This window comes from Sorangium sp. So ce367 (genome assembly GCF_051520455.1).
GTDB lineage: Bacteria > Myxococcota_A > Polyangia > Polyangiales > Polyangiaceae > Sorangium > Sorangium cellulosum_B.
In genome coordinates this window covers 9691827-9715901 of record NZ_CP150334.1, presented here as the reverse complement: position 1 = coordinate 9715901, position 24075 = coordinate 9691827, and the positions used below count along the sequence as shown (strand labels likewise).

Sequence of the window (24075 nt, the reverse complement as noted above, 5' to 3'; positions counted from 1 at the left end):
AAGTCACCGCGCCCCGAGGCGCGCTCCATCATCCGGAACGGGAGCGCGCGGCGGAGCAGCCGGTCGCGCGGGTGGAGGTGCGAGGTGCGAGGGCGACCGCGGGGAGGCGACGTCAGCGAGGCGACGTCAGCGAGGCGTGGCCCCGCCGGGGCGCGCTCCCTGCGCGCTTCCCCAGGAGAGCCCGCCGCTCTCGACGACGCCGGGCCAGGAGTCGACGTATTCCGACGGCTCGCCGGGGCCGGAGATGTCGATCCAGAAGACGCGCCCGGCGCCCGGGCGGCGCACGTCGACATGGACGAACTTGCTGTTCGGGTAGAACCCGCAGCCCACGTCGTCGAGCGTGCGGCAGAACTGAAACAGCGCGGTGTTCGGGACGCCCATCACGAGGATGTCCATGGCGCGCCCCTCGGCGTGCTGGCTGTGGTGGGTGCCGGAGGTCGGCCTGCGCGTGGCCGGCGCGTCGCCCGCCGGCCGCGGCCGGTACCCGCTGAAGATGTGGATCCCGCGGCGCGGGAAGGCGTCGGCGATCTGCTGGAGCAGCCAGAGCAGGCGCGGGTGGACGAGGCGGACCTGGGGCACCCACTCGAGCGCCCGCTGCCAGGTGTCGGCGTCGGGCTCGTCGGGGAGCTCTGCGCCCGGGTCGGGCGCGTCGGGCGGACGGGCCATGATCGACAGGCGATCCAGCGCGCCGGGCGCGACGGAGCCGTCGCAGCGCACGAGCTCGAAGGCGTCGTGCTGGCCGCCGTACCGGGCGAACTGGACCGGGCTCCTGCGGCAACGCCAGTCGAGCGGCTGCTTCTTCGGCGGATCCCAGAGCAGATCGAAGCCGTTCGAGGAGAGGCTCGGCCCCGTGGTCGCGAGCACCGGCGGGCTGAGGATCGGATCGAGCTGGCGGAACCACGCCGGCGCGGCCGGCTCGAGGTGGAGGGTGCCGGGCGGCTCGAACGGGGTGAAGGGGGACCAGGCGCTCGCGAACGCCGTGGAGCCGAGGGCGGGGGAGGCGAGCGCGTGCTCGCCGAGCGCGTCCGCGGCGTCCGGCCGCGCGCCGCCCCAGGCGAGCTGCCACCACGGCTGCTGCCGCCATTTCCCGTAGGCGCTGCTCAGGTAGAGGCGGAACGGTCCGGGGCGCTCGACGGCGGCGTTGTGGAAGGCGCGGAGGAGCGGCAGCTCCGGCGCGACCGTCTCGTTCAGGTTGAAGCTCGCGCGCTTCGGCGGCTCGTCGAGCAGGCTGGCGCCGGCGCGCTGGGGGGCGGCGACGAGCGACGCAGCGAGGCCGAGGGCGGTCGCGAGGGTATGGACGGCGGCGCGGGACGTTGCCGGCATGGGATCGACGAGGGGCGCGAGTCGAGCGAGGAAGGTAGCTCACCCAGCGGGCGGGCGACCCTGATTTGCCACAAACCGCCAGCTCGGGGGATGAAAACCCACCCGCAGGGGGGAACCTTGGGCGTCAACCAAGCTTCGCGCCGCGTTCTCCTACATCCGAACGTTTACGTTTACGTTTACGTGGTCGTGGTCGTGGTCGTGGTCGTCAACGGTAGGCCGTGAACGACCACGACCACGTTCACGACCACGTAAACGTTCACGACCACGTTCACGACCACGTAAACGTTCACGTTGGTGACCCGATGGGCGGGCTGAGCGTGGCGGTGCTTGCTCAGGGGGCCGCGGAGGCGCGCGTCAGCCTGTCCCGCACGGCGTCCCACGCGGGATCCTCGGGGACGGCGGCGATGACGATCACGTCGCAGCCGGCGTCCTCGAGCCGGTGCAATGCGGCGTAGAGCGCCGCGGCGTAGCCGGCGGGATCTTCTGGAAGGAGCTCGGCGTGCGGCCCGGTCGCGGTGCGGCTGCCGTGCTCGACGGCGCCGGCGCGCGACCCGGCCTGCGCGGCGCGATCGAGCTCGCCGCGGACGGCCTGGGCGGGGACCAGCGCGACCTGCGCGCGGGGGGCGTAATGGCGCGCGTGGGTCCCCGGGGACGGGGCGCGCTCGGCCGGGGCGGTGATCAGCCCGGCGGCCGTCTGGAGCGGCACGAGCGCGGCGATCGCCTCGGCCGTGACGTGCCCCGGGCGGAGCACCCGCGCCGGCGCGCGCGTGACGTCGACGATGGTCGACTCGATGCCGACGGCGGTCGGCCCGCCGTCGAGGATCGCGTCGATGCGCCCGCCGAGGCTCTTCTCGACGTGCTCGGCCGTGGTCGGCGAGATCTCGGTGGAGCGGTTGGCGCTCGGCGCGGCGATCGGCAGCCCGACCGCGTCGAGCAGGGCGCGCGCGACCGGGTGGACGGGGATGCGAATCGCGACCGTCGGCCCGCCGGCGGCGACCACGTCGGCGACGCGGTCGGGCCGGCGCGCGACGATCAGGGTGAGGGGCCCTGGCCACATGGCCTGCGCGAGCCGCTCCGCGTCCGGCGGCCAGCCGTCCGCGAGGGCGCGGGCAGACGCGACATCGGGGACGTGGACGATCAGCGGGTTGCCGGGCGGCCTCCCCTTCGCCTCGAAGATGCCCCGCGCCGCGCGCGCGTCGTCGGCGCGCGCGCCGAGGCCGTACACGGTCTCCGTGGGGAAGGCGACGAGCCCTCCGCGGCGGAGGATCTCGGCGGCCCGTGCGATGGATGCCGCGTCAGCGGCGAGCCGCTCGGTTCGCATGCGCCGCGGTCCATGTTGCCCGGGCGCGCGGGAGGCAAACGAAAAGCGATCCCCTCCGGCCGCTCGTTTGGATGCCCCCGCGAGGCCGCGATCTGGCGCGGAGGCTGCTCGCGAGCCGACGGCGAGGCCGCGATCTGGCGCGGAGGCTGCTCGCGGTGCTGGTCGTGACCTTGGGTACAGGTCTTTTCTCGACGTGCACGCACCAGGGGCGCCGTATCAATCGTAGAGATCCATTGGCACCGTCGGTGCGCTCGTATCGGAAGGGTGGGCAGCTCGCGTCGTCTTGGAGCTCCAGCCACCGGTCCTCTGGTCGTACTGGTTCCACCCAACAGGAGTCTGGCGAGGGATCCAGCGAGAGATTTAACGCAAAGGCGCAAAGACGCAAAGACGCAAAAAAGAACAAACTTCATACATCCTTGCGTCTTTGCGCCTTTGCGTCTTTGCGTTGAAATCCTCTTCGCTCGCTTCTTTCGCGCGCCAAGGACGATTTAAAAGCAAAGCTCGACGGCTACACGTAATGCCGCACAGCCGGGTCAGGCGCCGGCCAGCTTGCGGCAACACGTGCTGCCCTCTTCATGCGGGGCTGCGCTGCCGTGCCCGGCGCGCCACGGAGCTCGCCGCGCTCACGGCGCTGCGGCGCGGCCCAGGGAGCGGCCGTCGCCGTCGGCGTCGATCCAGAGCGGCGCCGTCATCGCGAACGGGAGGATCTCGCCCGGGTCTCCCGCGAGCACCGGCTCGAGCGGCCGTCGCCCCCGGACGATCGCGACGACGAAGGTGTCCTCGGCGACGGAGATCGCGCCGTGCGCGCTCTGCCCGGGCCCGCGGTCGCCGCGCGCTGCGCCGGCGCGGGCGTCGGGCTGTGGCGTTCGTCGCCCGCCGCCCGCCCCGAGGACGATGGGGATCGCGATCTCGTCGAGGAGCGCGCCCGCGGGCGTCGTACGCGCGCCTTCCAGCGGGATCGGAGCGCCGCTCGCGACGCCGCCGACGAGCACGTGGAGCTCGCGCGCGTCGACCCACGGGGCGCGCTCGACGCGGATCGAGAGCGACAGCGCCCCGCCTCGGGACCCGCGCCGCGGCGAGGTGACGCCGCCCTGGCGGGTGTCGCCGAGGCGCATCGTCACGAACGGGCCGTTCGTGAGCACGACGTCGCGACGGCGCCGCAGGCCCGCGACGAGATCGGCCACGTCGAGCCGGCCCGGATCATCGTCGGCCACGGCGACGTAGGTGCGCGGATAACCCGCCTCCGCGCCGCGCAGCCCGTGGCTGTCGCTGGTCGCCGTCGGCGTGACCGGGTGGGACGCGCGGAGCAACGCCCAGAGCTCCTCGAGCGCGCGGTCCCGCGCGGCCGCGTCGCGCCCGGTCCAGACCTCGACGGCATCGGCGCCGGCCCCGACGATCTGCGCGAGCTGGCTCGGGCCCTGATCCGGCGCGACCTGCAGCGCCCCGGATCCGTGCAGCGGTGAGCCGCCGCCGTGCTGTCGGCTCACCTGGACGACGCGCTCGCCGGGCAGCGCGCGCACCTCGCGCAGGATCTCGCTCGCCGTCTCGTCGACCCACCGCAGCGCGCCCTCGCGGGGCGCGGCCGCCTCCCTGCCGAGCGGGAACACGCCGAGGCTCCCGAGCCCGGCGCCGCTCGGGCCGCTCGTGAGCTCCACGCCCGGGAGCATGCGCAGCCGCGAATCGAGCCGCAGGGCGACGACGTCCCGCTGGAGATCCGAGGCGAGGTTGTGTTCGCTCGCCACCGCGCATTCCACGCCTTCTGCCGCGTTCCAGACGAGCCGCGCGGCCGAGGAGACGCCCGCGTCGGCGCTCCGCGCCGTGTGCTGCCGGAGGTCGCAGGCGATGTAGCCCGACGTGTCGACCACCCGCTCCAGCGTGAGATCGAGCCGCGACGTTCCGCCGTCCGCGATGTCGACCGTCGCCTCGGCAAGCGCGTACTCGGGGCCGCGCGAGGCGACGACCCGGACTCGCCCAGGGGGAAGGGCGACATCGAGCTCGCCCAGGAGCGCGAGCCGGGGCGGCGAGAGGGCCTCGCCGGTCGCGGCGTCGAAGAGGCTGACCTTCGTCGGCGCGATCGGACCGAGGGGCTCGGGGGCCGCGGCGGGCGCGGAGGCGCCGCTCTCGTGCACCCCGAGGTAGAGCCGGCCGGCGCCGGAGAGCGTGAGCCGCGCGGGGGCGATCTCGCCGGCGCGGATCCGGATCCGCGCGCTCCCCAGCGCGCGGCGGCCGCTCCCTTCGAAGCCGACGAGGTAAAGGCCGGGCGGGGCCTCGGCGGCGAGCGGCGCGCTGTCGCCGGTTCGCAACCACAGATCGAGCGCGGCGGCGGGCGGCGCGGCGCCGTCCTCGGCGATCGGCGTCAGCGTCGCCTTGCCGGCGAGGGGCGGGAGCGGCGCGCCGCGGCCGTCCACGAGCTCGAGCGCGACGCCGCCGGGCGCGCCGCCGCCGAGAAAGAAGAGCTCCGTCGCGACGGCGAGCGAGTCGCCGCGCGGCGCGATCGCGAGGATCCGCTGGTACGCGGCGCGCCCGCCGGGCGGCAGCGCGGCCTGCCGAGCGAACGTCACGTCGCTGAAGCCTTCGCCGCTCCGCGCGCGGACCGCCGCGCCGTCCACCGGGGCGAGCGCGTACGCGACGCCGGTCCCGACGCCGGCCAGGTACGGCGCCTCGTGCTCGCCGCGGAGCCCCGGCGCCACGCCGGGCGCAACGTGCTCCGCCGCGCCCCAGTGGACGACGTCGCCGAGATCGAGCGCCTCGAGCGGGCGGTCGCCGTCGTTCCGGAGCGACGTCGTGATCATGACCGCCCGGTCACGCGGCCGGAGCGTGTAGCGGGTGGTGACGGAGAGCGCGCCGACGGCGAGATCGCGGCCGCGCACCTCACCGCGCGCCTCGATCCAGGCGGCGCCGTCCTCGCCGCTGCCCGTCGTGATGTCGCGGTAGATCACCTGCCGCGGCGGCGCGCCGAGCCGCGTGACGATCTGCCCGAGCTCGTCGCGGCGCGCCCGCGCGTCCGCCGCGTCGATGAGGTTGCCGCCGCTCTCGGCGAGGCCAGCCCCGGGGCCGGGCTGATCGACGACCACGGTGATCTCGTCGTTCTCGAGCACGTAGTCGCCGGGCCGCCCCGCCGCGAGCGGACCGGAGAGCGCGTCCGCGGGCCCCGCGATCCGCCGGACGCGCGCCGGCTGCGCGGCGCCGCCGTCCCTCGGGCAGAGATCGCCCTGCTCCGCGCCGCCGCGGCCCCACCGGCAGAGCATGCCGAGGCGCTCGACAGCGCCGGAGGACACGACGACGCTGCCGCCCTGCACGGGCGGCGCGCAGGTCGCGGAAGCGAGCGCGAGCGCGAAGAGGCGCGCCGAACGGAGGGCGTGGTGCGCCGCGCGCTCCGCGGGGCTTCCGGGGGTGCGGGGGCACTCGGGCGAGCGGGTCATCGATCCTCTTCCGACTCCGATGCGCGGCCGCGGCGCGCCTTGGGTCAGGAGCGCTCGGTGGCGAGGACGAAGAGAGCGGCGAGCCCCAGGCCGACGCCGAGCGCCCGGCGTGCGGTGAACACCTCGCCGAAGAGCAGCGGCGCGAAGAGCGCGGCGATCGTGATGCCGCCGGCGAACACGATCGGCCCCGTCGCGGTCACCGGACCGCCGATGCGGAGCGCCATGAAGGTGAGCGTCGCGACGCCGCTGATGCACAGGCCGGCGGCGCAGGCCCAGAGCACCCCCTGGGCCGACGGAGGCGTCTCCGCGCCCGGGCGGATGAGGAAGAAGATGAGGATCCCGACGGCCGCGGTGCCCTCGAGGCACAGCGCGCCAAGGACGTCTCCGATCCGACCTGCCGCCGCGCGCAGCATCAGGTAGTGACCGGCCATGCAGAGCGCGGCGAGGAGGGCAGGGACGTACCAGGCGGACATGTCGTGCGCCGCAGCCTACTCGTCGTCGGCCATCTCCGGGTAGTCGCCGGGCGCGAGGTTATCGAACCGGGTGCACGAGGAGGTGAACCGCGTGAGCACCTTGCCCGTCGGCCCGTTGCGCTGCTTGGCGACGATGAGCTCGGCGATGCCTTTGTGGTTGGTCGTCTCCGGGTTGTAGTACTCGTCGCGGTAAATGAAGATGATGTTGTCGGCGTCCTGCTCGATCGCGCCCGACTCGCGGAGATCCGACAGCTGAGGGCGCTTGTCCTTGGTGGTCCGGGTCTCGACGGCGCGGTTCAGCTGGGAGAGCGCGATGACCGCCACCTTGAGCTCCTTCGCGAGCTGCTTGAGCCCGCGGGAGATCTCGCTGATCTCCTGCTCGCGGCTGCTCACGCCGTCCCGCCCCTTCATGAGCTGCAGGTAGTCGATGACGATGAGCCCGATGCGCCGCCCCGAGCTGCCGTCGCTGGGCGGCCGGTCGTACTCGGCCTGGATGCGCCGCACCTTGGCGCGTAGCTCGAGCAGGGAGATGGCCGGCGTGTCGTCGATCCAGATGGGCAGGGTGGACAGGAACGAGGCGGCCTCCGTCAGGCGGCGCCAGTCGTCGGGCTGCAGGAAGCCCTGGCGGAGCTTGCCGACGTCGACGCGGCCCTCGCTGCAGACCATACGTGTCGCGAGCTGCTCGCGGGGCATCTCGAGCGAGAAGACGGCGGCGCCGAAGCCGGGGTCGTGCCGCTCGACGCCGTGCCCCGACTGGTCGGGCCCTGGGGAGCTCACGGTGCGCGGCGACGCCACGTTCACGGCGAGGTTGAGGACGAAGGACGTCTTGCCCATGCCGGGGCGGGCGGCGATGATCGAGAGGTCGCCGTCGTGCAGGCCGGCCGTCTTGGCGTCGAGCTTCTCGTACCCGGTCGAGATGCCGGTGATCCGGTCGCCGCGCTCGGCGGCGGCGGTGATCTGCTCGAACGCGGCCTTGAGCACCTGGGCGATCGGCTGGGTCGCCGTCCCCTGGGGCGTGCGCGCGAGCTGGTAGACCGCCTGCTCGGCGCCGTCGATGAACTCCTGCACCACCCCGACGTCGCCGTACCCCTCGGCCGCGACGCGCTGGCACGTGGCGATGAGCTGCCGCACGCGCCATTTCTCGTAGACGACCCGCGCGTGCGCCGCGACGTGGGCGACCGCGGGCGTCGCGTCCGCGAGCTGGGCGAGGTACGCCGCGCCGCCCACCTGGGCAAGGCGCTCCCGGTCGCGCAGCCACGACGCGACCGAGACGATGTCGATGGGCGTGCCGGCGGCCGCGAGCTCCTGCGCGGCCTCATAAACGCGGCTGTTCGCCTCGCTGTAGAAGTGGTCCGCTTTCAGGATCTCGAGCACCCGATCGAGCGCGTCGCGGTGCAGCAGGATGGCGGAGAGCACCGCCGCTTCGGCGTCGAGGTCGTGCGGCGGCACGCGTCCGGCGACGATGGGAGGCTCGATCCTCTGAGGCCGCTGGCCCCGGCGCTCCATCATTCTCATCATCCGTGCTTCTCCTCCCCACCGATTCCCCCCATCCCGCCCCGAGCTTTTCCACAGGTGCCGAAATGGGCGACGCCCCGGAGAGGAAACGTTCCTCCGGGGCGTCGGGTGCAGGGTCGATTTCCGTCTACCAGAACATGGGCAGCCCTGAGAAGGGTTTCTGTTTGCATTGCAGTGAGCGTTCGTGCGGTCGGCATCCCAATGCAGGTTCCACGTCGAGGGGGCGCTTTTCCATCGTCGGAGGCATCGTCGGAGGCATCGCCGGAGGCAGGCTCGGCGGCTTGCTCGGACGCTTTCGCGGAGGCCTCCTCGGCGGTCGCTGCCGAGGGGCCTCGCGGCGAGGCGCTGCCGCTGGCGGCGCGGTATGGAAATTGAGCAACCCCGGTCTCATCGGCATTTCTTTTCGCGCTTGACTCAGCTGCGATGACGCTTCGCGCCTCGGCGTGAGCCATCGCGGGGAGCCGCCATTGTGGATCACAAAACACGCCATACAAGGATTGAGCCCGCCGAGGTGGTCTGCGTCGGTGAAGCGCTGTGGGATCTCTATGCGCCCGAAGGCATTCCGCTCGAGCAAGCGAAATTGCTGCGCCGTGTGCCGGGGGGCGGGGCGGTGAACACCGCGACGGCGCTCGTCCGGCTCGGGATAGGCTCGGGGCTGTGCGCCGCGCTGGGCGATGACGCGATGGGGCGCGGGCTGAGGGATGAGGTCGCGGCGGCCGGCATCGACGTGGGACGGCTCTCGCTGAGCGCGGCGCGCACAGGCCTCATGCTCGTGGCGATCGAGCGCGGCGAGGCGCGCTTCGCCGGGTACAGGCAGGGCGAGAGCGAGGCGCAGGCGCTCGCTGCAGCGCTGCCGGAACGATGGCAGACCCGGGTCGTGCACTTCACCGGGATCGCGCCGGTGCGCGGGGCGAGCGGCGCGCTCGCGCGGGCAGCCGCGGGCGCTCGCCGCGAAGGGTGCGCCGTCTCGGTCGACGTCAACGCGCGCCCGCGGATGTGGCCGCGCGCCGAGCGCGCCGCGTCCGTTCCCGGCGCGGAGGCCGGCGCCGCGCCGGTTTCCGACGCCGGCGCAGGCGTGCGCGGCTGCTTCCGGCTGTTCGGGCAGGCGGACCTCGTGAAGTGCAGCGCCGGCGATCTCGACGTGCTGGGGACGACGGCGCGCGCGCTCCGCGAGCTCCTCCGCCCCGAGGCGACGCTGGTCGTCACCGATGGCACGCGGGAGACGCTCCTGCTCGGCCCCGGGGGCGAGCGCGCCGTCGCGCCGCGCCCGGTGCGTCCGCACGATCCGACGGGCGCGGGCGACGCCTTCTGCGCCGGGATGCTGGCGAGCCTCGTCTGGGAGGAGCGAGCGCAGTGGGGCGACGCGGCGCTCATGCTGCGCGCGGTGGCGCGGGGGCACGACGTCGCGCGGGCGTGGGTGAGGCGGAAGCGCGGCTGAAGGGGGCCGCGGGGGCGCGCGAGTGCGGCTGAAGGGGGCCGCGGGGGCGCGGCCCAAGGGGGCGCGCGGGTGCGGCTGGAGAGGGGAGGGGAAGCGCGGGAGCGCGGGTCGAGCCGCGCTCCCTGGCGCTGCGCTACTTGGCGGCGACCGTGACCTCGACCGACGCCGTGATGGACGGGGCGAGGCGGATCACGACGGGGTGGGCGCCGAGCGACTTGATCGCGTCGGTCTCGATGCGGCGCCGGTCGACGCTGAAGCCCTGCGCGGCGAGCGCCTCTTCGATGTCGCGCGCCGTGACCGAGCCGTACAGCTTGTCGCCCTCGCCGACCGGGCGGTTGATCGTGAGCTTGACCTGGTTGAGCTTGGACGCGAGCTGCTCCGCCTCGGAGCGCGTCTTGGCGGCGCGCGACTCGGCGACCCGCTTCTCGTGCTCGATGCGGGACACGTTCTCGGCGGTGGCGCCCACCGCGAGGCCGCGCGGGATGAGGTAGTTGCGCGCGAAGCCAGGGCGAACCTTCACGAGCTCGCCGCTCTTGCCGACGTTGTGGAGGTCCTCCGTGAGGACCACATGGATGTGGGTTGCCATGATCGACCTCCTACGCCGTGACGGTGAACGGCAAGAGCGCGATGTTGCGCGCGCGCTTGATCGAGAGGGTCACCTTGCGCTGGTGGCGCGCGCAGTTGCCGCTGATGCGGCGCGGGACGACCTTGCCGCGCTCCGAGATGAAGTACTTGAGCGCCTGCGGGTCCTTGTAGTCGATGACCAGCGCCTTGTCCGCGCAGTAGCGGCAGACGCGCTTCCGGCCCGTGCGGCGGCGCCCAGGGGCGTCGGCGTTCAGGTCGGGCGTGCGCCCGAAGTCGCGATCGTCGTAGTCAGCGCCGCCGTTGCGGCCCATGTCGTTGTTGCGGCCGTTCATAGCTCAGCTCTCCTCCTCGTCGGCGGCGCCTTCCGCCTCAGCCTCTTCGGCATCGTCGAGATCGCCCGCCGGGGCCTGCTCGGAGCTCCGGTCGATGCGGCGCTCCGGCTCGATCAGGCCGAGCTGGCGCTCGCGCGAATCGTCGCGGTCGTCCTCCAGCGGCGTGAGCTCGAGGCGCTCGAACTTCACGTCCTCGTCGGCGATCGTGACGCCCTCGACCTCGACGTCGTTGCGCACGAGCACCGTCTGGTACTTCAGCACGCCGTCGGAGAGGCGCAGGTTGCGCTCGATCTCGGAGACGACCTTCCCGCCCCCGAGGTACTTCAGGTACACGTAAACGCCGCGGCGGTGCTTGGCGATGTCGTACGCGAGGCGGCGGCGCCCCCAGGTCTCGACCTTGGTCAGCCGGCCCGACTCGCGGCCGACGACCTCGGCGAGGCGCGACCCGATCCGCTCGGCGCCGTCGGCGTCGATGTCAGGTCGCAGGATGTAGATCGTTTCGTACTCTCTGGCGCGCCCGGGCGCCGTTACCTGTCGGCTCATTCAGTCTTCCCTCTCGGCCAATGGCCCCGGGGCGGCGCCCCGGAGCGAGGAAAGGAACAGCCTGTCGAGCGACGCACCGGCGAGCTCGGCAGGCTGTCCCGTAGAGGATCAGGGCTTCTGCGTCGGGGGGAGGGGACCCTTCCCTTCCTTCGCGGCGGGGGCTGGATCCGTCGACCCATCCCCCTCGCCCTTCTGCCTCTTGCCCGGCTTGGGCCGGGTGTTTCGGACGTTCATCGCGGCCTCGAAGCCGCGGGCGGCGACTTCTAGCACACTTTGGACAGCTTGCTTCAAGCAGTCGGGCAGGCTCGCGCGCTCGACGGCGTCGAACCCCGACAGGACGTAATCCGCGACCTCGCCCCGGAAACCCGCCGGCGGCCGTCCTACCCCGAGGCGGACGCGCCCGAAGTTGCCCGTCCCGCCGTGCGAGATGATCGAGCGAAGCCCGTTGTGCCCCGCGTGCCCGCCGCCGACCTTGAGGCGAACCGTGCCGAACGGCAGGTCGAGCTCGTCGTGGAGCACGATCAGCTCGGAGGGCGCGACCTTGAAGAAGGCCATCGCCGGCTGCACGCTGCGCCCCGACTCGTTCATGTAGGTCATCGGCTTGAGCAGGATCGCCTGCTGCCCGGCGATCTCTGCCCGCGCGTGGACGCCCGAGAACTTCTCGCGGAACGGATCGGCCCGGACCTCGTCGGCCAGCGCGTCGATGGCCATGAAGCCGACGTTGTGCCGGTGAGCAGCGTATTCCTTGCCGGGGTTCCCCAGGCCGACCACGAGCAGCATGACGAGCTGGTTCTGCTGAGTCCCTGGAATGGGGCAGGTGAGGTAGGCGAGGCAGGTGAGGCAGGCGAGGAGCGGGGCAGGGCGGGCCGCGCGCGCCTCGCAGTGCGGAGGCGCGAGGCGGCCCGCTCCCGGATTACTTCTTGTCCTTCTTGTCGCCGCCCGCGGGGGCCGCCGCGCCCTTCGCGGGAGCGGCCGCGCCAGCGGCAGGCGCAGCGGCCGCGCCAGCGGCAGGCGCGCCAGCGGCGGGCTTCGCCTCTTCCTCGGGGCCAGCCTTCTCGGGCGCGTTGACGACGGCGATCGTCTGGTCGTCCGCGAGGAGCGTCTTCACGCCCTCCGGCAGCTTCAGCCCGCTGGCCTTGTACGAGTCGCCCAGGTCGAGCTCGGTCACGTCGATCTCGAGGAACGACGGGATCTTCTCCGGCAGGCAGCGCACGGGGATCGTGCGGAAGATCTGCTGGAGCACGCCGCCGGTGACCACGCCCTTCGGCTTGCCCACGCAGCGGAAGGGGATCTGCACGTCGACGGGCTGGTCGAGCTTCACCTGGATGAAGTCGGCGTGGACGAGCTCCCGCGAGATGGGGTGGTAGTCGTAGTCGCGCACCATGACGGTGAGCGTCTGGCCGTTCTCGATGGCCAGCTCGACCACGGAGTTCTTGCCGTGATCGGAGCCGAGCACCTGAAGGAGCGCCTTCGGCGAGATGGCGACCGACTGCGGCGCGAGCTCGCGCCCGTAGGCGATGGCGGGAATCTGTCCGGCGCGGCGCAGGCGGCTCGACGCGCTCTTGCCGCTATCCTCGCGCCTCGTGGCGTTGAGCTTGATGATGTCCATGACGACGGCTCCAGAAGTGATCCGGGGGTCCGCGGTGCGCGGTTCGACCCCGGCGTAGGGTGCGGCGCTATAGCAGAACGGAGAAGAGGAAGTCGAGCCTTCGTCGACGGAGGGCGCGTTTTGTGTCTTTTGTGAGTTCTCTGGTGTGTCCTGGCGAGGGGGCGCGGGCGACCTGCGTCGCCGGTGCGTCCCGCCGCCGAACGCGCGCGGCCGGTCAGACGAAGAGCGAGCTCACCGAGTCCGAGTGATGGATGCGGCGGATCGCCTCGGCGAGCAGCCGCGCCACCGAGACGACCTTGAATTTACCGGAGGCCCTCGCCTCGTCCGAGAGCGGGATCGAGTTCGTCACAACGACCTCGGTGAGGGGCGAGTCCTTGATGCGCTCGACCGCCGGCCCGGACAGGACCGGGTGCGTGGCGCAGGCGGCGACGCTCTTGGCGCCCTGCTTCATCAGGGCGTTGGCCGCGTTCACCAGGGTGCCGGCGGTGTCGATGAGGTCGTCGAGGATGAGGCAGTGCTTGCCGGCCACCTCGCCGATGATGTTCATGACCTCGCTCTCGTTCGCCCGCTCGCGGCGCTTGTCGATGATCGCGAGCGTGCCCTGGAGGCGCTTCGAGTAGGCGCGGGCCCGCTCCACGCCGCCCGCGTCCGGGGAGACGATGACAACGTCCTTGCCGTAGTGCTCGCGGAGGTGGTGCTCCAGCAGCGCGGGCATCGCGAACAGGTGGTCGAACGGGATGTTGAAGAACCCCTGGATCTGCCCGGCGTGCAGGTCGAGCGCGACGATCCGGTTCACCCCGGCGGCGACGATGAGGTCGGCGACGAGCTTCGAGGTGATCGGCGTCCGCGGCGCGACCTTCCGGTCCTGCCTGGCATAACCGTAGTAGGGGATGACCGCCGTGATGGAGCCGGCCGAGGCGCGGCGGAGCGCGTCGACCATGATCAGGAGCTCCATCACGCTGTCGTTGACCGGCGAGCAGGTGGGCTGCACGACGTAGGTGTCGACGCCTCGGACGTTCTCCTGGATGACGCAGAACGTCTCGCCGTCCGAGAAGCGCGACACGCGCGACTTCCCCATCGGTTGCTCCAGGACCTGACAGATTTCCTGGGTAAGCGGGAAATTGGCGTTGCCGGAGAAGATACTGACTCTCTTGAACACGGCGCGCCTCCAGCCCATTTAGGGGAGCGCGGCTCTATCAGTCGGACATGGGCACGTCAAGCGACTCTGTACAGCGATCGCTTGGCTGTACGTGCGTATCGTGACGAGCGGCGCTGCGCTCACCTGCGTTCTCGCCTGCGTCCACCCGCATTTCGTTCGGCGCTGCTTCGGGTTAGGTAGCGGCCGTGGAGTATTTTGCTGCCGCCGCTTCCGGGCAGGGCGGGCGCGCCGCGGCCGGGCCGCGGGGCAGCCTGGTGATCATCGGCAATTTCGACGGCGTTCATCTGGGGCACCAGGCGCTGCTCGCCGACGCGGCGCTGGACGCGGAGCGGCGGGGGCTCGAGCCGGTGGCGCTCACGTTCGCGCCGCACCCCGCGAGCGTCCTCGGCCGGACCCCGCCGGCGACGCTGACGGCGCTGCCGCGCAAGATCGAGCTCATCCAGCGCGTGCAGCCGGCGATCCGGGTCGACGCGGTGACGTTCGACCGCGCGTTCGCGGCCCAGACGCCGGAGGAGTTCGTGCGGCGCGTGCTGCTCGATCGGCTCGCGGCGCGCGTCGTCCTGGTCGGCGCGAACTTCCGGTTCGGCCGCGGGCGCGCCGGCGACTTCACGACGCTCGGGCGCCTCGGCGAGGATCTCGGCTTCGAGACGCGATCACACCCGCTCGTCGGCGACGCCGAGGGGGCGTGGTCGAGCACCCGCGTCCGAGCGGCCCTCGCGCGCGGGGATCTCGAGTCGGCCGAGCGGATGCTGTCGCGCCCGCACATGCTGTCCGGCGTCGTCGCGCAGGGGGCGAGGCGGGGCAGGACGATCGGCTTCCCCACCTGCAACATCGACGAGATCGACGAGGCGCTCCCGCCGTTCGGCGTGTACGCGACGCTCGTCGATCGGGTGACCTCGTCGGGCCGCGCGATCGCGCTCGCGCGCGGCGTGGCCAACCTCGGGGTCCGCCCGACGGTCGAGGCGTCGAGGCAGGCGCGCCCGAACCTCGAGGTGCACCTCTTCGACGTCGACGAGGATCTCTACGGCGCGGCGCTGCGGGTGCACCTGATCGCCCGGCTGCGCGAGGAGCGGCGGTTCTCCGGGCTGCCGGAGCTCAAGGCGCAGATCGCGCGAGACGCCGAGGCGGCGCGCGCGCGGCTCGCGTCGATCAGCGCGGATCCGGCGGCGGAGGGGGCGTTTCGCTGAGCGGTCCGGCGAGGGTGAGCGAGCGTCGGATGTGGTAGCGTCGGCGGCGATGGAGCGCCGGGAGCTCGACGGGCTGACGCGGGAGGAGCTGATAGCGCGCGCCGAGGGGCTCGGGGTGCCCCGGCCGCGCCTGCTCACGAAGGCCGAGCTCATCGACGAGATCGTGGCGCGCACCGCGCAGAGCGAGCCGGAGCGGGCACGCCTCCGCGGCTTCCTCGGGCGGGCGCGCGATCTGCTCTCGCGCGTGGTCGAGCGGGGCCTGCACATGCCGGAGACCGCGCGCGCGCTGCGCGGCGAGGCGCCGCCGGAGCAGTGGCCGCCGCCCCCGCCTCCGCCGCCGCCGCGGTCCACCACGACGCTCGCCGAGATCTATGCGTCCCAGGGGCACACGGACCGCGCCATCGCGATGCTCGACGAGATCCTCGCGCGAGCGCCGGAGGACGAGGACGCGCGGCGGCTCCGGGAGAGGCTGATCGAGAGCGCGCCACGCGGGCAGGGGGCAGGCGTGGAAGCGCGGGACGCGGACGCGGAGGATGCGGACGCGGAGGATGCGGACGCGGAGGATGCGGACGCGGAGGATGCGGACGCGGAGGATGCGGACGCGGACGCGGACGCGGAGGATGCGGAGAGCGCCGCCGCAGAGGCTTCCCCTGCTCCGTTCGCGCGAGACGATGGCGCAACCGAGCCACGCGGGGCCGCCATCGCGAGCGAGCACCAGGGGGAGCCCGGACCCGTTGCCGGAGCGCCTGGCGGCCTTCCGGTGCAGCCTCCGCGAGATCCTTCACCAGCAGGTGCCGGAGCGACGGCGTCGCCCGTCGCCGCTGGGGTGGTGCTGGGTCTTGCGGCGGCCTTGCGCGACGAGCGGGCGGAGCTCCCGGCGCGGTATGACGTCGACGAGATCGTCGGCATCGCGGTCGATCACGAGACGATCTACCTCTACTGGGAAGTGCGTCCCAGGACGCTCGCGCGAGCGCGGGCGCGTCGCCCGGAAGGGCAGCTCGCGATCCGCGTCGTCGCGGTGCTCCCGAGCTGGGAGCGGCCCGTGGTCGAGCAGCGGGATCTCGCCATCGACGCGCTCTTCGGGGACATGTTCGTGCGTGACATCCCATCCGGCGCGAACCTCCGTATGTGCACGGGCTGGCTCGCCGGCGAGGTGTTCGAGCCTTTCGCGGTGGGCCTCGAGGTCGCTGTTCCACGCGCGTTGCCGGCTTCGCCCAGATCGTCCGCGGAGGAGCCACCGGCTTCTGCGCCAGCGCTGACGGGTGAGACCTCGGAGGAGCCTCCAGCCTCTGCGCCAGCGCTGACGGGCGAGACCTCGGAGGAGCCACCGGCCTTTGCGCCGGAACTGACGAGCGAGATCCCGCCGGGCAGCCCCACTGCGGCGATGAACGTCGCGGAGCGGCACCTCGAGGGCGGCGTCAGTGATGCCGCATCCCCGGCGCTGATCGCAGCGGGGACGGCGTCACTGTCGATTCCCGGGGCCAGCGGAGAGCACGGCGAGCCTGTCGTCGTGGTCGGCGCGAGCGGAGGCTCGGTGAGCACGGCGCTTCCGGCGTCGAGCGCGCCGGTCACCAGCGGTGACGCGGAGGTCGAGGCGGCTGCGGCGGCGGTCGTCACGGGCAGCGACATGGCGCCTGCTGCGCCGGCCGCGATCGGCGACGTGGTCGCCGAGGCTGTCCGAGCGGCCGCACCTCACGGCCTCGAGGCGGTCGCGGCTGGGCGCAGCGCGACGCTCGTCGCGGAGCCGACGCTCGCGTTGCCCGACCAGGCGCCGGCGCGCTTCTCCTCGGGAACGGCGCCGACGCCGGCGGCGATCGCGCAGGCGGTCGCGGCGACCCGCGGCGCGGCGAGCGAGGGGCCAGCCCGCTTCCCGTCAGGAACGACGCCGACGCCGGAGGCGATCGCGCAGGCGGTCGCGGCGACCCGCGGCGGTTCGAGCGAGCTGCTCCGGGGCGGAGGTAGGAGCGCGGGACCGCACGCCAGCGAGGCGCTCCGGCGCACGAGCGCGGAGCGGGGTCTCTCCCCGGGCGGCGGGCCGCGCTTTGGCGCCGATCGGGGCCGATCCCTGGGCGGTGGAGCGGAGCTCTGGCGGAGCTTCGCCACCCGGGCGCGCCCGCCTTCCCGGGGCCGCTGAGCGACCTGGTCGACCCGGCGCACGCAACTCGCGCGTCGACCCGGCGCACGCAACTCGCGACGTGCGGCGGTCGACCCACCTCGCGTGCACCCGAACCACCGATCCATCGCAAGCTCCGCTCTCTTCCTCCTCGGCGCGCTCGCCTGCGCCCTGTTCACCCGGCAGGCGCGCGCCGAGCTCCCCTTCGACGACGAGCCCACGGCGCTCGACCCGCGCGTGGACCGCCTCGACACCGCGCCCCACGAGCTCTGGGCCGCGTCCCCGGGCAGCGCTCAGCCGCTCTGGCTCGCGGTGGAGCTCGGGATCGCTCGGCTCGAAGGGGGCGAGCGCTCCCTCACCGGCATGCTGCTCGCAAGCATCCCCCTCGAGCGGCTATCCGCCCGCCCTGGCGCGCCGTCTCCACCGTCCGCCGTCGCCGAACCCGCGGCGCCTCGGCTGAAGCCTGCCCCGGCGACCCCGAGCCCGCCGCGCGCGACGCCCGAGATCGAGCTCCCGGAGCCGCCTCCATCCGCGCAGCCAGCCGAGGCCGAGCCGCCGCTCCCGCTGCCGGTGCGGGTCACGCCGGCGATGGCCCGCGCGATCGTCGAGGCGGCGCTGCGGCGATCCCGCCTCCTCGATCCCGAGGCGCGCATCGACGCGATCGCGTCGCGCGCGCGGACGTCGTCGCTCTTCCCGGAGCTCCGGCTCCGCGTCTCTCGGCTCGTCGATGAAGCGGAGAGCCTGGCCCCCACGGAGTACGATCCGGCGCGAAGGACGGCGTCCGGCGGCACGAGCCTGTGGCTCGAGGCCCGCGCGACGTGGCGACTCGACCGGATCGTCTTCGCCGACGAGGAGATCGCGCTGGAGCGCCTCCGCCGCGAGCGCGCCGAGCTGCAAACGAAGCTCACGGCGCGCGTCCTCGAGCTGCTCTTCGCATGGCAGCGCGCCGTCGCGCTCGCGGCCGATCCGGGCCAGAGCCCCGAGGAGCACCGCGCCGCGACGCTCGCGGCGCTCGAAGCGGAGGCGTCCCTCGACCTGCTCACCGGCGGCTGGATGACGCGGTGGCGCGCTGCGCGCGAGTGAGCCCGCGCGCCTCCGCCTGCGCAGGGCGCCCGCGCGCTGCAGGGTTACAGGATGGTCTGCGAGAGCGTCACCGCGCGCCTGCCGGTGCCGGCGTCTCCGTCGGGATCGGTCACCGTCACCTCGACCTCCACGACCTTCCCGAGCAGCTCCTCGATCTTCCGCTCGCCATCCAGCCGGAACCGCAGCCCGGCGAGCGTGCAGAAGCCGCCTTCGTCGGGATCCAGGGTGAAGATGACCTCGAGCGGCTCGATCGCATAGCCGAGCTCGGGCACGATGCCGTTCACCACGGTGAGCGAGCCGGATCGGCGCAGGTTCTTGAGCCGGATGGCGACGAAGATGTGGTAGCCGCCTTGAGGTCCAGCCTCCACCTGGACCTCGTCGAGGTCATCGAGCGGGAAGTAGTCGGCCTGCCCCTCCCCGACGATGACGACCGGCTCGCCCCCGGCGGCCGGCTTGCAGACGTCCGGCTCCGCGCCCGCGTTCCACGAGGTGCTGTAGGGCTCGAGCTGCCGGGGATCCACGTCGGGGGCGCTGCAGCCGCCGGCCACGCAGGTCTGCGGCGCCGGGCAAGTGGCCGCCCCGGGCGCGACGACGCACTCCCGCTCGAGGCGCACCCGGAGCAGCAGCGTGCGGCCGCCGATCACCCGGGTCGACGCGGTGCGGGTGAGCAGCGGCCTCTCGGCGTCCTCCGCTCCGAACGCCTCCAGGGAGATCTCCACGGCCGTGCCATCCTCGAGATCGCTGAAGAAGAACTCCCGCGGGAAGAACAGCTGCCCGTTCTTCTGCGCCAGCGCGTCCTCGTGGACCACGTCTCCGCCGGCCCGCAGGACGACGCGCAGCAGGTCGACGTCGGCGCCCGCGCGGAGCTCGCTCGTCACCCCGAACACCACGGTGCCGGTGGTGGGCCCCGCAGCGCCGCAGCCTGCGACGAGCAGGGCGCAGAGCGCGAGGGCGGCGAGCAGGAAGGAGCGCATGTTCGTGGCGGCCTGGCCGCGATGGGCGTGGCGCCCGTCGCTCCCTCCTCGCGGCGTTCGGTCCTCCTGAGCCATGCCGGCGGCGTGTGCGGCGCGCTGCTGCCAGGCGCAGCGCGCTACTGGATGCCTTCGAGCGCGGCCAGGAACACGTCCGGGCCGACGAAGTCGTTGAAGCGCTTCCGCTCGGCCCCGGTGGAGTCGTACAGCACCACCGTGGGCAGGCCGACGACCTTGTACTTGCCCTTCACCGCGTCGATCTGCGGATCCTCGTCGTCCGTCGCGTCGACCTTCACGGCGACGAAGTGCGCCGCCTTGGCCATGACGCGGGGATCCGAGAAGGTCTCCTTCGCGAGCTGCTTGCAGGCGCCGCACCACTCCGCGGTGAAGTCCACGAGCAGCGGGCGCCCTTCCGCCTTCGCCTTGGAGACGGCCACCGGCTCTTCGTGCAGCCACGTGAGCTGCGGCGACACGGCCTCGCCGGCCACCGCCGACGGGACGGGCGAGGCGAGCTTCGGCAGATCCAGGCTCGCGACGAGCAGGAAGCTGCTGGCCACCGTGAGCGCGATCCCGACCCCCTTGCGGGCCTTCACGCCGGCGCCGCCGTCGTCCCAGGAGAGGTGCACCGCGCCGAGCGCGAGGCCGACCGCGACGAGGCCCGCCATGACGGCCATGAACTGCGGCGTGGGCTGCGCGAGCGACGACAGCGCCGGGAAGGTGGTCTTCAGGAAATAGAGCGCGACGACCATCATCACGATCCCGAAGAACGACTTCACCCCCAGCATCCACTTGCCGCCCTTCGGCAGCGCGAACGCGAACGCGCCGACGAGCCAGAACGGCAGGCCGAGCCCGAGGGAGAAGGTGGCGCCGACCAGCGCGCCGAGGCCGACGTTCTGGGTCTTCCCGATCCAGAGGATGATGCCCGTGAGGACGGGCCCGGTGCACGGCGCGGCGACGAGGCCGCTCACGAGACCGAGCAGGAAGGCGCCGCCGTAGCCGATGCCCCCGACCTGCGAGAGCCGCTGCATCAGGGTGTCCGGCAGCGTCATCTCGAACGCGCCGAACATGGACAGCGAGAGCGCGATGAACACCGCCGCGATGCCGACGATGACCCACCTGTTCGAGAGCACGCCGCCGAACAGGCTGCCCGTGAGCGCCGCGGCCACGAGCATCGTCGTGAAGAGCACGACGATCCCGAGCACGAAGCTCGTCGAGAGCAGCATCGCCTCGCGCCGGGACTTCGCCTCCCGCGCCCCGAAGATGCTCACCGTGATGGCGATCATCGGGTACACGCAGGGGGTCAGGCACGTGAGCAGCCCGCCCCCGAGCGCGGCGAGCGCGGCGAAGAGCGGGCCGGCCTCCAGACCGCGGGTGAAGAGATCGCGCTCATCGCCGGCCAGCGCGATCGCCGGGGACGCGAGCGCGGAGAGCGCGGCCAGCGCCGGGAGCGCGCGTCCGAGCGCGCCGCGCGCGCCGCGTCGGACACCCGCCGGCGCGGCGCCGGCGCTTGCCTTGAAACGAGTCGAAGCGGTCATCACGAAGGTTCTATAGCAAAGCGATCGGGGTCGTGCGGCAGGCCGCCGTCCGTTCAGGCCGGCATCAGCGTTCCGCGAGGGACGCGAGCGTCCGGCGCGCCGCCTCGATCTCCGCGCCGAGCGCGATCGCGACCGCGGCCCTCCCCGAGGTGCTCCGCTGGACGAAGGCTTCCAGGTATTTCTTGGCCTCGTCCCAGCGCTGGTCGAAGTAGGCCATCTGCCCGAGCACGAACCGGCCATAACCCTGGCCCGCCGGCACCTCCGAGAGCCGATCGATCAGCGCGCCGAGCCCCTCCACCGGCTGGCCGCTCTCGCACTGCACGACGGCGAGGTGCCCCTGGTAGAGCGGCTTGTCCCGCGTGCCCCAGCGCGCCGCGCGCGTGAGCGCGCCGATGGCCTCGTCGTACCGGCGTGCCAGGTGATACACGCTGCCCAGCGTCCACCAGTGGAACGCCCTCCGGCTCGCCGGCCCCGTGCGCGCCGCCAGCCGGAGGTGCCCGACGGCCCCCTCGATGTCCCCGAGGGCCTGCTTCGCGCGCGCCGCGTCCTGGTGGGCGACATCGCTCAGCACGTCGAGCGCCAGGATCTGCTCCGCCACCTCGGCTGCCCGCTCGAAGCGGCGTGTCTCGAAATACGCGAGGTAGAGCTGCCGCAGCAGCATGGCCTGCGTCGTCCTGTCGAGCGGCCCCCGGAGCGACAGGCCCCGCCGCGCCCAGAGGGCGCGCGACCGCGGGGTCGCCGCGCCCAGCGCGCGCCGCAACATCTCCTCCGCGGTCAGCGCCGCCGCGGGCGCGCGCCGTCGCGGCGCCTTGCTCGGCCGTTTCTCTCGTGGAGGATTGGGGCCAGCGTCATTCCCACTGCCCGCAACGGACTGCGCCGTCGCTTTCGTGCGTCGCCGCGTACCCCCGGGGCCCGTACGGACGGATCGAGCGCCGCCCACGCTGTCACCGTGCTCGCTCGCCTTGCGCACAGAAAGCAATCCTAACAGACCTGCACACGCGTTCCAGCAATACGCGACGATTCCATCTTGACTCGGGCCACATGGCTGGCAGGTGGCCGGTCGTGGACGACGGCGGGGTGCCGGCTGGGGTTGGCCGTGCGCCAGTACGGGCTGTCGGCTTCGGCTGGACCTTGTTGCGCCCCATCGAGCGTGGCGCCATCGTCGCGGCCATGCGTCGCCGTCCTGGCTCAACTTCCCTTCAAACGAGGCGGTATTCCGTCTCCACGGTCTCCGGCAACCTGGGTCGGATCCTCAACCTGGGTCGGGTCCTCAACCTCAACCTGGGTCGGGTCCTCAACCTGGGTCGGATCCTCAACCTGGGTCGGATCCTCAACCTGGGTCGGGTCCTCAACCTGGGTCGGGTCCTCAGGCTCGCGCCATGCTTGGCCTTGCTCGCCGGCCTGCCGCTCCTGGCCGGGTGCGGGCACCCGGCCAGCCGCGACGAGTGCGAGGCCATCTTCCGGAGGAGCGCCGAGATCGAGCTCCGGGCGCAGAACGTCATCGACCCGAAGCTCGTCGAGGAGCGCACGGCGGCGGTGCGGGACGCCCGCGGCAAGGAGCTCATCGACAGGTGCGTCGGGCGCCGCATCACCGACGCTGCGATGGTGTGCGTCCGGCAAGCAACGACCCCGGAGCAGGTCGATACGTGTCTGGAGTGACGCGCCCCGCGACCCGCGCCGACGTCCTGGCAACCCTGGCGATCGTCCTGCTGGTGCTCGGTATCCTTGTGGGGCGCGCCGCGCTCCGCCGCGTTGCTCCACGCCCGTCCGCCGAGGCGTGCGCCACGCTCCTCGATCGGTACGTCGAGCTCGTCCTGCGCGCGGCCAACCCCGAGCCCGCTGCGTCCCAGGTGGCCGAGAGGACCGCGATGGCGCGCGCGGCCGCCGGGGAGCGCGGCTTCGTCCGCTGCGAGGCCGACCTCACGCAGGCGGAGGTGGCGTGCGCCCTCCAGGCGGGAACTGCGGACGACCTGGAGCGCTGTCTGCCCTGACGCGACCCGCGCGCGGTCCGCGGAGGACCAGCCCCGACATGCTCCCCTACCGCGGAGACGGTGAAGGAGCGGCGGAGGAAGGCGGAAGAGCGGCGGAGGAACGTGAAGGGACGCCGGCGCGCTGCGAATCGTTCCGGGCGCGCCGCGCTGTGATAGTCTCGGCCGTGGCGAGCGCTCCCCGCTGGCGCGATCTCCTCACCTCCCCACCCTCGGATTGCCTGTCGTGAAAGCCCCGTCGCCCTTGCTCGGCTTCAACAACAACGTCCGGCACAAGGGGCGGTTGTTCCACATACAGACTGAGGACTCGGGCATTCGCCATCCTCACATCATCACGCACCTCTTCGCCGACGGCGGGCGCATCCTCAAGACCACGAAGACCTCGTACGCGGAGCACGTCGGTCAGGCCTCGCTCGCGGAGACGGTTCGCGGCCTCATGAAGGAGCAGCACAAGGCGATGTTCATCGCCCTGCGCGACGGCCACTTCGACTACCTCTTCGACGACACCGCCGCCCCGCCCGTGTCCGCAGGCGCCGTGTCCGCAGGCCCCGCCCCCGCCCCGTCGCATCCGGAGGCGAGCAAGCCCGCGCGGGCGTCGTCGCCGTCGTCGCCCGAGGTGACGGGCGCGCCGAAGCCGCCCCCGCCGTCCCGGCCCCTCACGCCGCCCGTCGTGCCCGAGGCGTCGCCGCGCCCGAAGCCGGCACCCGCGCCGACGCCGGCGCCCAGGCCCGCCGCGCAGCCCGCAAGGCCAGCGGCCGCGCCCCTCGCCACGGCGCCGCGCGCCCCGGCGGCCGAGCCGGCGCCCGCTTCGGGCAGCGGGCGCCCCCGGCTCGAGCTCGATCCCGTCGCGCTCCAGGCGCTCGGCGGCGGGCGCGCGGCCAGCCCGCTCGCCGGCAGGGCTGTACGCCCGGCGTCGCCCGCCGAGATCAAGCCCGAACAACCGTCCATCGATCTCGATCTCGACGCGCTGGAGCGCGCCGCAGCCGAGGCACAGACGCCGTTCTTTCAGCAGATCCAGGACCTCCCGCCGCCGCCTGCGTCGGTGATCGGGCGGCGGGCGGAGTCCGCGGCCTCCGGCGCCGGGGTCTACAGCAATGTCCACCCCGAGCAGCCCGTCGCGCCGCCCGCGCCCCAGGTCGCGGTCGAGCATTTCTCGGGCGGCCCTGGCTCCGGCCGCTACGCGGCCTCGCGCCCGGCCAGCATCTTCGCGACGAACCGGCCGGCGGAGGGCGCCTCGATCTTCGGTGAGGACCTGATCAGCGAGAAGTCGCTCGACGAGGTGATCCTCAGCTACCTCGCGGAAGATCTCGACAGCCCCCCGGAGAAGAAATAGCCGGGCCGCCGCCTGGCGTGGCGGACGCGTGGAGCAGGTGCGTGGGGGGCAGCGTGGAGCGGGTGGGCAGGCGGATCGGCAAGCAGGTCGACCGAGCGGCGGTCACCTGATGAGACCCGATCGGACCGCAGACGACGCCGAACGA

Annotated in this window: 21 protein-coding genes; 7 read left to right on the top strand and 14 right to left on the bottom strand. The window is 73.0% G+C overall.

What is annotated here, in order from left to right:
- Positions 1–126: 126 nt before the first annotated feature.
- The 5 genes from WME97_RS36805 to dnaB all read right to left on the bottom strand — a co-directional run bounded on the left by WME97_RS36805 (position 127) and on the right by dnaB (position 8057).
- On the bottom strand, positions 127–1323 hold the full coding sequence (locus tag WME97_RS36805) for a YcbK family protein (RefSeq protein ID WP_437544743.1): 1197 nt from the start codon (positions 1321–1323) through the stop codon (positions 127–129).
- A gap of 331 nt (positions 1324–1654) precedes the next feature.
- Complete coding sequence (locus tag WME97_RS36800) at positions 1655–2644, bottom strand: L-threonylcarbamoyladenylate synthase (protein ID WP_437544741.1); 990 nt, start codon at positions 2642–2644, stop codon at positions 1655–1657.
- A gap of 623 nt (positions 2645–3267) precedes the next feature.
- Positions 3268–6066 (bottom strand): CehA/McbA family metallohydrolase, encoded by a 2799-nt coding sequence (locus WME97_RS36795; RefSeq protein ID WP_437544739.1) that lies wholly within the window; start codon positions 6064–6066, stop codon positions 3268–3270.
- A 44-nt stretch (positions 6067–6110) separates the two neighbouring features.
- Positions 6111–6539: a hypothetical protein gene (locus WME97_RS36790; protein ID WP_437544737.1), complete on the bottom strand. Its 429-nt coding sequence runs from the start codon at positions 6537–6539 to the stop codon at positions 6111–6113.
- Between the two features lie 15 nt (positions 6540–6554).
- Positions 6555–8057, bottom strand: coding sequence for a replicative DNA helicase (gene dnaB, locus WME97_RS36785; RefSeq protein ID WP_437544735.1), 1503 nt, complete (start codon positions 8055–8057; stop codon positions 6555–6557).
- Positions 8058–8565: 508 nt separating this feature from the next.
- On the opposite strand from dnaB, the gene WME97_RS36780 reads away from it, so the two are divergent.
- Positions 8566–9492 (top strand): PfkB family carbohydrate kinase, encoded by a 927-nt coding sequence (locus tag WME97_RS36780; protein WP_437544733.1) that lies wholly within the window; start codon positions 8566–8568, stop codon positions 9490–9492.
- 133 nt (positions 9493–9625) lie between these two features.
- Here the strand turns inward: WME97_RS36780 and rplI are convergent, their stop codons facing one another.
- The 6 genes from rplI to WME97_RS36750 all read right to left on the bottom strand — a co-directional run bounded on the left by rplI (position 9626) and on the right by WME97_RS36750 (position 13720).
- Positions 9626–10078, bottom strand: a complete 453-nt coding sequence (gene rplI / locus WME97_RS36775; RefSeq protein WP_437544731.1) for a 50S ribosomal protein L9 — start codon at positions 10076–10078, stop codon at positions 9626–9628.
- Positions 10079–10088: 10 nt separating this feature from the next.
- On the bottom strand, positions 10089–10409 hold the full coding sequence (gene rpsR, locus WME97_RS36770) for a 30S ribosomal protein S18 (RefSeq protein WP_012239546.1): 321 nt from the start codon (positions 10407–10409) through the stop codon (positions 10089–10091).
- A 3-nt stretch (positions 10410–10412) separates the two neighbouring features.
- The gene (gene rpsF, locus WME97_RS36765; RefSeq protein WP_437544729.1) at positions 10413–10952 is read right to left on the bottom strand and encodes a 30S ribosomal protein S6; all 540 of its coding nucleotides are present in this window, start codon (positions 10950–10952) and stop codon (positions 10413–10415) included.
- A 108-nt stretch (positions 10953–11060) separates the two neighbouring features.
- A complete protein-coding gene (gene pth / locus WME97_RS36760; RefSeq protein ID WP_012239544.1) occupies positions 11061–11732 on the bottom strand; it encodes an aminoacyl-tRNA hydrolase in 672 nt (223 codons plus the stop codon).
- A 133-nt stretch (positions 11733–11865) separates the two neighbouring features.
- Entirely contained in the window at positions 11866–12561 is a 696-nt protein-coding gene (locus WME97_RS36755) for a 50S ribosomal protein L25/general stress protein Ctc (protein ID WP_437544727.1), read from the bottom strand.
- Positions 12562–12775: 214 nt separating this feature from the next.
- The gene (locus WME97_RS36750) at positions 12776–13720 is read right to left on the bottom strand and encodes a ribose-phosphate pyrophosphokinase (protein ID WP_437544725.1); all 945 of its coding nucleotides are present in this window, start codon (positions 13718–13720) and stop codon (positions 12776–12778) included.
- 185 nt (positions 13721–13905) lie between these two features.
- Between WME97_RS36750 and ribF the strand changes: the two genes are divergently transcribed.
- The 3 genes from ribF (at position 13906) to WME97_RS36735 (ending at position 18103) form a co-directional block, all read left to right on the top strand.
- On the top strand, positions 13906–14907 hold the full coding sequence (gene ribF, locus WME97_RS36745) for a riboflavin biosynthesis protein RibF (RefSeq protein WP_437544723.1): 1002 nt from the start codon (positions 13906–13908) through the stop codon (positions 14905–14907).
- A 31-nt stretch (positions 14908–14938) separates the two neighbouring features.
- Complete coding sequence (locus tag WME97_RS36740; protein WP_437544721.1) at positions 14939–17041, top strand: hypothetical protein; 2103 nt, start codon at positions 14939–14941, stop codon at positions 17039–17041.
- Between the two features lie 84 nt (positions 17042–17125).
- Positions 17126–18103: a hypothetical protein gene (locus WME97_RS36735; RefSeq protein ID WP_437544719.1), complete on the top strand. Its 978-nt coding sequence runs from the start codon at positions 17126–17128 to the stop codon at positions 18101–18103.
- 44 nt (positions 18104–18147) lie between these two features.
- Here the strand turns inward: WME97_RS36735 and WME97_RS36730 are convergent, their stop codons facing one another.
- From WME97_RS36730 to WME97_RS36720, 3 genes are all read right to left on the bottom strand, one after another.
- On the bottom strand, positions 18148–19077 hold the full coding sequence (locus WME97_RS36730; RefSeq protein WP_437544717.1) for a hypothetical protein: 930 nt from the start codon (positions 19075–19077) through the stop codon (positions 18148–18150).
- 116 nt (positions 19078–19193) lie between these two features.
- The gene (locus WME97_RS36725) at positions 19194–20609 is read right to left on the bottom strand and encodes a protein-disulfide reductase DsbD family protein (protein WP_437544715.1); all 1416 of its coding nucleotides are present in this window, start codon (positions 20607–20609) and stop codon (positions 19194–19196) included.
- A 64-nt stretch (positions 20610–20673) separates the two neighbouring features.
- Positions 20674–21372: a tetratricopeptide repeat protein gene (locus WME97_RS36720; RefSeq protein WP_437544713.1), complete on the bottom strand. Its 699-nt coding sequence runs from the start codon at positions 21370–21372 to the stop codon at positions 20674–20676.
- Between the two features lie 407 nt (positions 21373–21779).
- Between WME97_RS36720 and WME97_RS36715 the strand changes: the two genes are divergently transcribed.
- The 3 genes from WME97_RS36715 to WME97_RS36705 all read left to right on the top strand — a co-directional run bounded on the left by WME97_RS36715 (position 21780) and on the right by WME97_RS36705 (position 23930).
- The gene (locus WME97_RS36715; protein WP_437544711.1) at positions 21780–22268 is read left to right on the top strand and encodes a hypothetical protein; all 489 of its coding nucleotides are present in this window, start codon (positions 21780–21782) and stop codon (positions 22266–22268) included.
- On the top strand, positions 22265–22600 hold the full coding sequence (locus WME97_RS36710; RefSeq protein ID WP_437544709.1) for a hypothetical protein: 336 nt from the start codon (positions 22265–22267) through the stop codon (positions 22598–22600). The genes WME97_RS36715 and WME97_RS36710 overlap by 4 nt, the downstream gene beginning before the upstream one ends.
- A 223-nt stretch (positions 22601–22823) precedes the next feature.
- Entirely contained in the window at positions 22824–23930 is a 1107-nt protein-coding gene (locus WME97_RS36705) for a hypothetical protein (RefSeq protein ID WP_437544707.1), read from the top strand.
- Positions 23931–24075: the final 145 nt, after the last annotated feature.

Excerpts from the sequence above, each read along its gene's own strand:
- WME97_RS36805 (WP_437544743.1), bottom strand. The coding sequence starts at position 1,323 with ATGCCGGCAACGTCCCGCGCCGCCGTCCATACCCTCGCGACCGCCCTC.
- WME97_RS36800 (WP_437544741.1), bottom strand. The coding sequence starts at position 2,644 with ATGCGAACCGAGCGGCTCGCCGCTGACGCGGCATCCATCGCACGGGCC.
- WME97_RS36795 (WP_437544739.1), bottom strand. The coding sequence starts at position 6,066 with ATGACCCGCTCGCCCGAGTGCCCCCGCACCCCCGGAAGCCCCGCGGAG.
- WME97_RS36790 (WP_437544737.1), bottom strand. The coding sequence starts at position 6,539 with ATGTCCGCCTGGTACGTCCCTGCCCTCCTCGCCGCGCTCTGCATGGCC.
- dnaB (WP_437544735.1), bottom strand. The coding sequence starts at position 8,057 with ATGATGAGAATGATGGAGCGCCGGGGCCAGCGGCCTCAGAGGATCGAG.
- rplI (WP_437544731.1), bottom strand. The coding sequence starts at position 10,078 with ATGGCAACCCACATCCATGTGGTCCTCACGGAGGACCTCCACAACGTC.
- rpsR (WP_012239546.1), bottom strand. The coding sequence starts at position 10,409 with ATGAACGGCCGCAACAACGACATGGGCCGCAACGGCGGCGCTGACTAC.
- rpsF (WP_437544729.1), bottom strand. The coding sequence starts at position 10,952 with ATGAGCCGACAGGTAACGGCGCCCGGGCGCGCCAGAGAGTACGAAACG.
- pth (WP_012239544.1), bottom strand. The coding sequence starts at position 11,732 with ATGCTGCTCGTGGTCGGCCTGGGGAACCCCGGCAAGGAATACGCTGCT.
- WME97_RS36755 (WP_437544727.1), bottom strand. The coding sequence starts at position 12,561 with ATGGACATCATCAAGCTCAACGCCACGAGGCGCGAGGATAGCGGCAAG.
- WME97_RS36730 (WP_437544717.1), bottom strand. The coding sequence starts at position 19,077 with ATGCGCTCCTTCCTGCTCGCCGCCCTCGCGCTCTGCGCCCTGCTCGTC.
- WME97_RS36725 (WP_437544715.1), bottom strand. The coding sequence starts at position 20,609 with ATGACCGCTTCGACTCGTTTCAAGGCAAGCGCCGGCGCCGCGCCGGCG.
- WME97_RS36720 (WP_437544713.1), bottom strand. The coding sequence starts at position 21,372 with ATGTTGCGGCGCGCGCTGGGCGCGGCGACCCCGCGGTCGCGCGCCCTC.
- WME97_RS36715 (WP_437544711.1), top strand. The coding sequence starts at position 21,780 with ATGCGTCGCCGTCCTGGCTCAACTTCCCTTCAAACGAGGCGGTATTCC.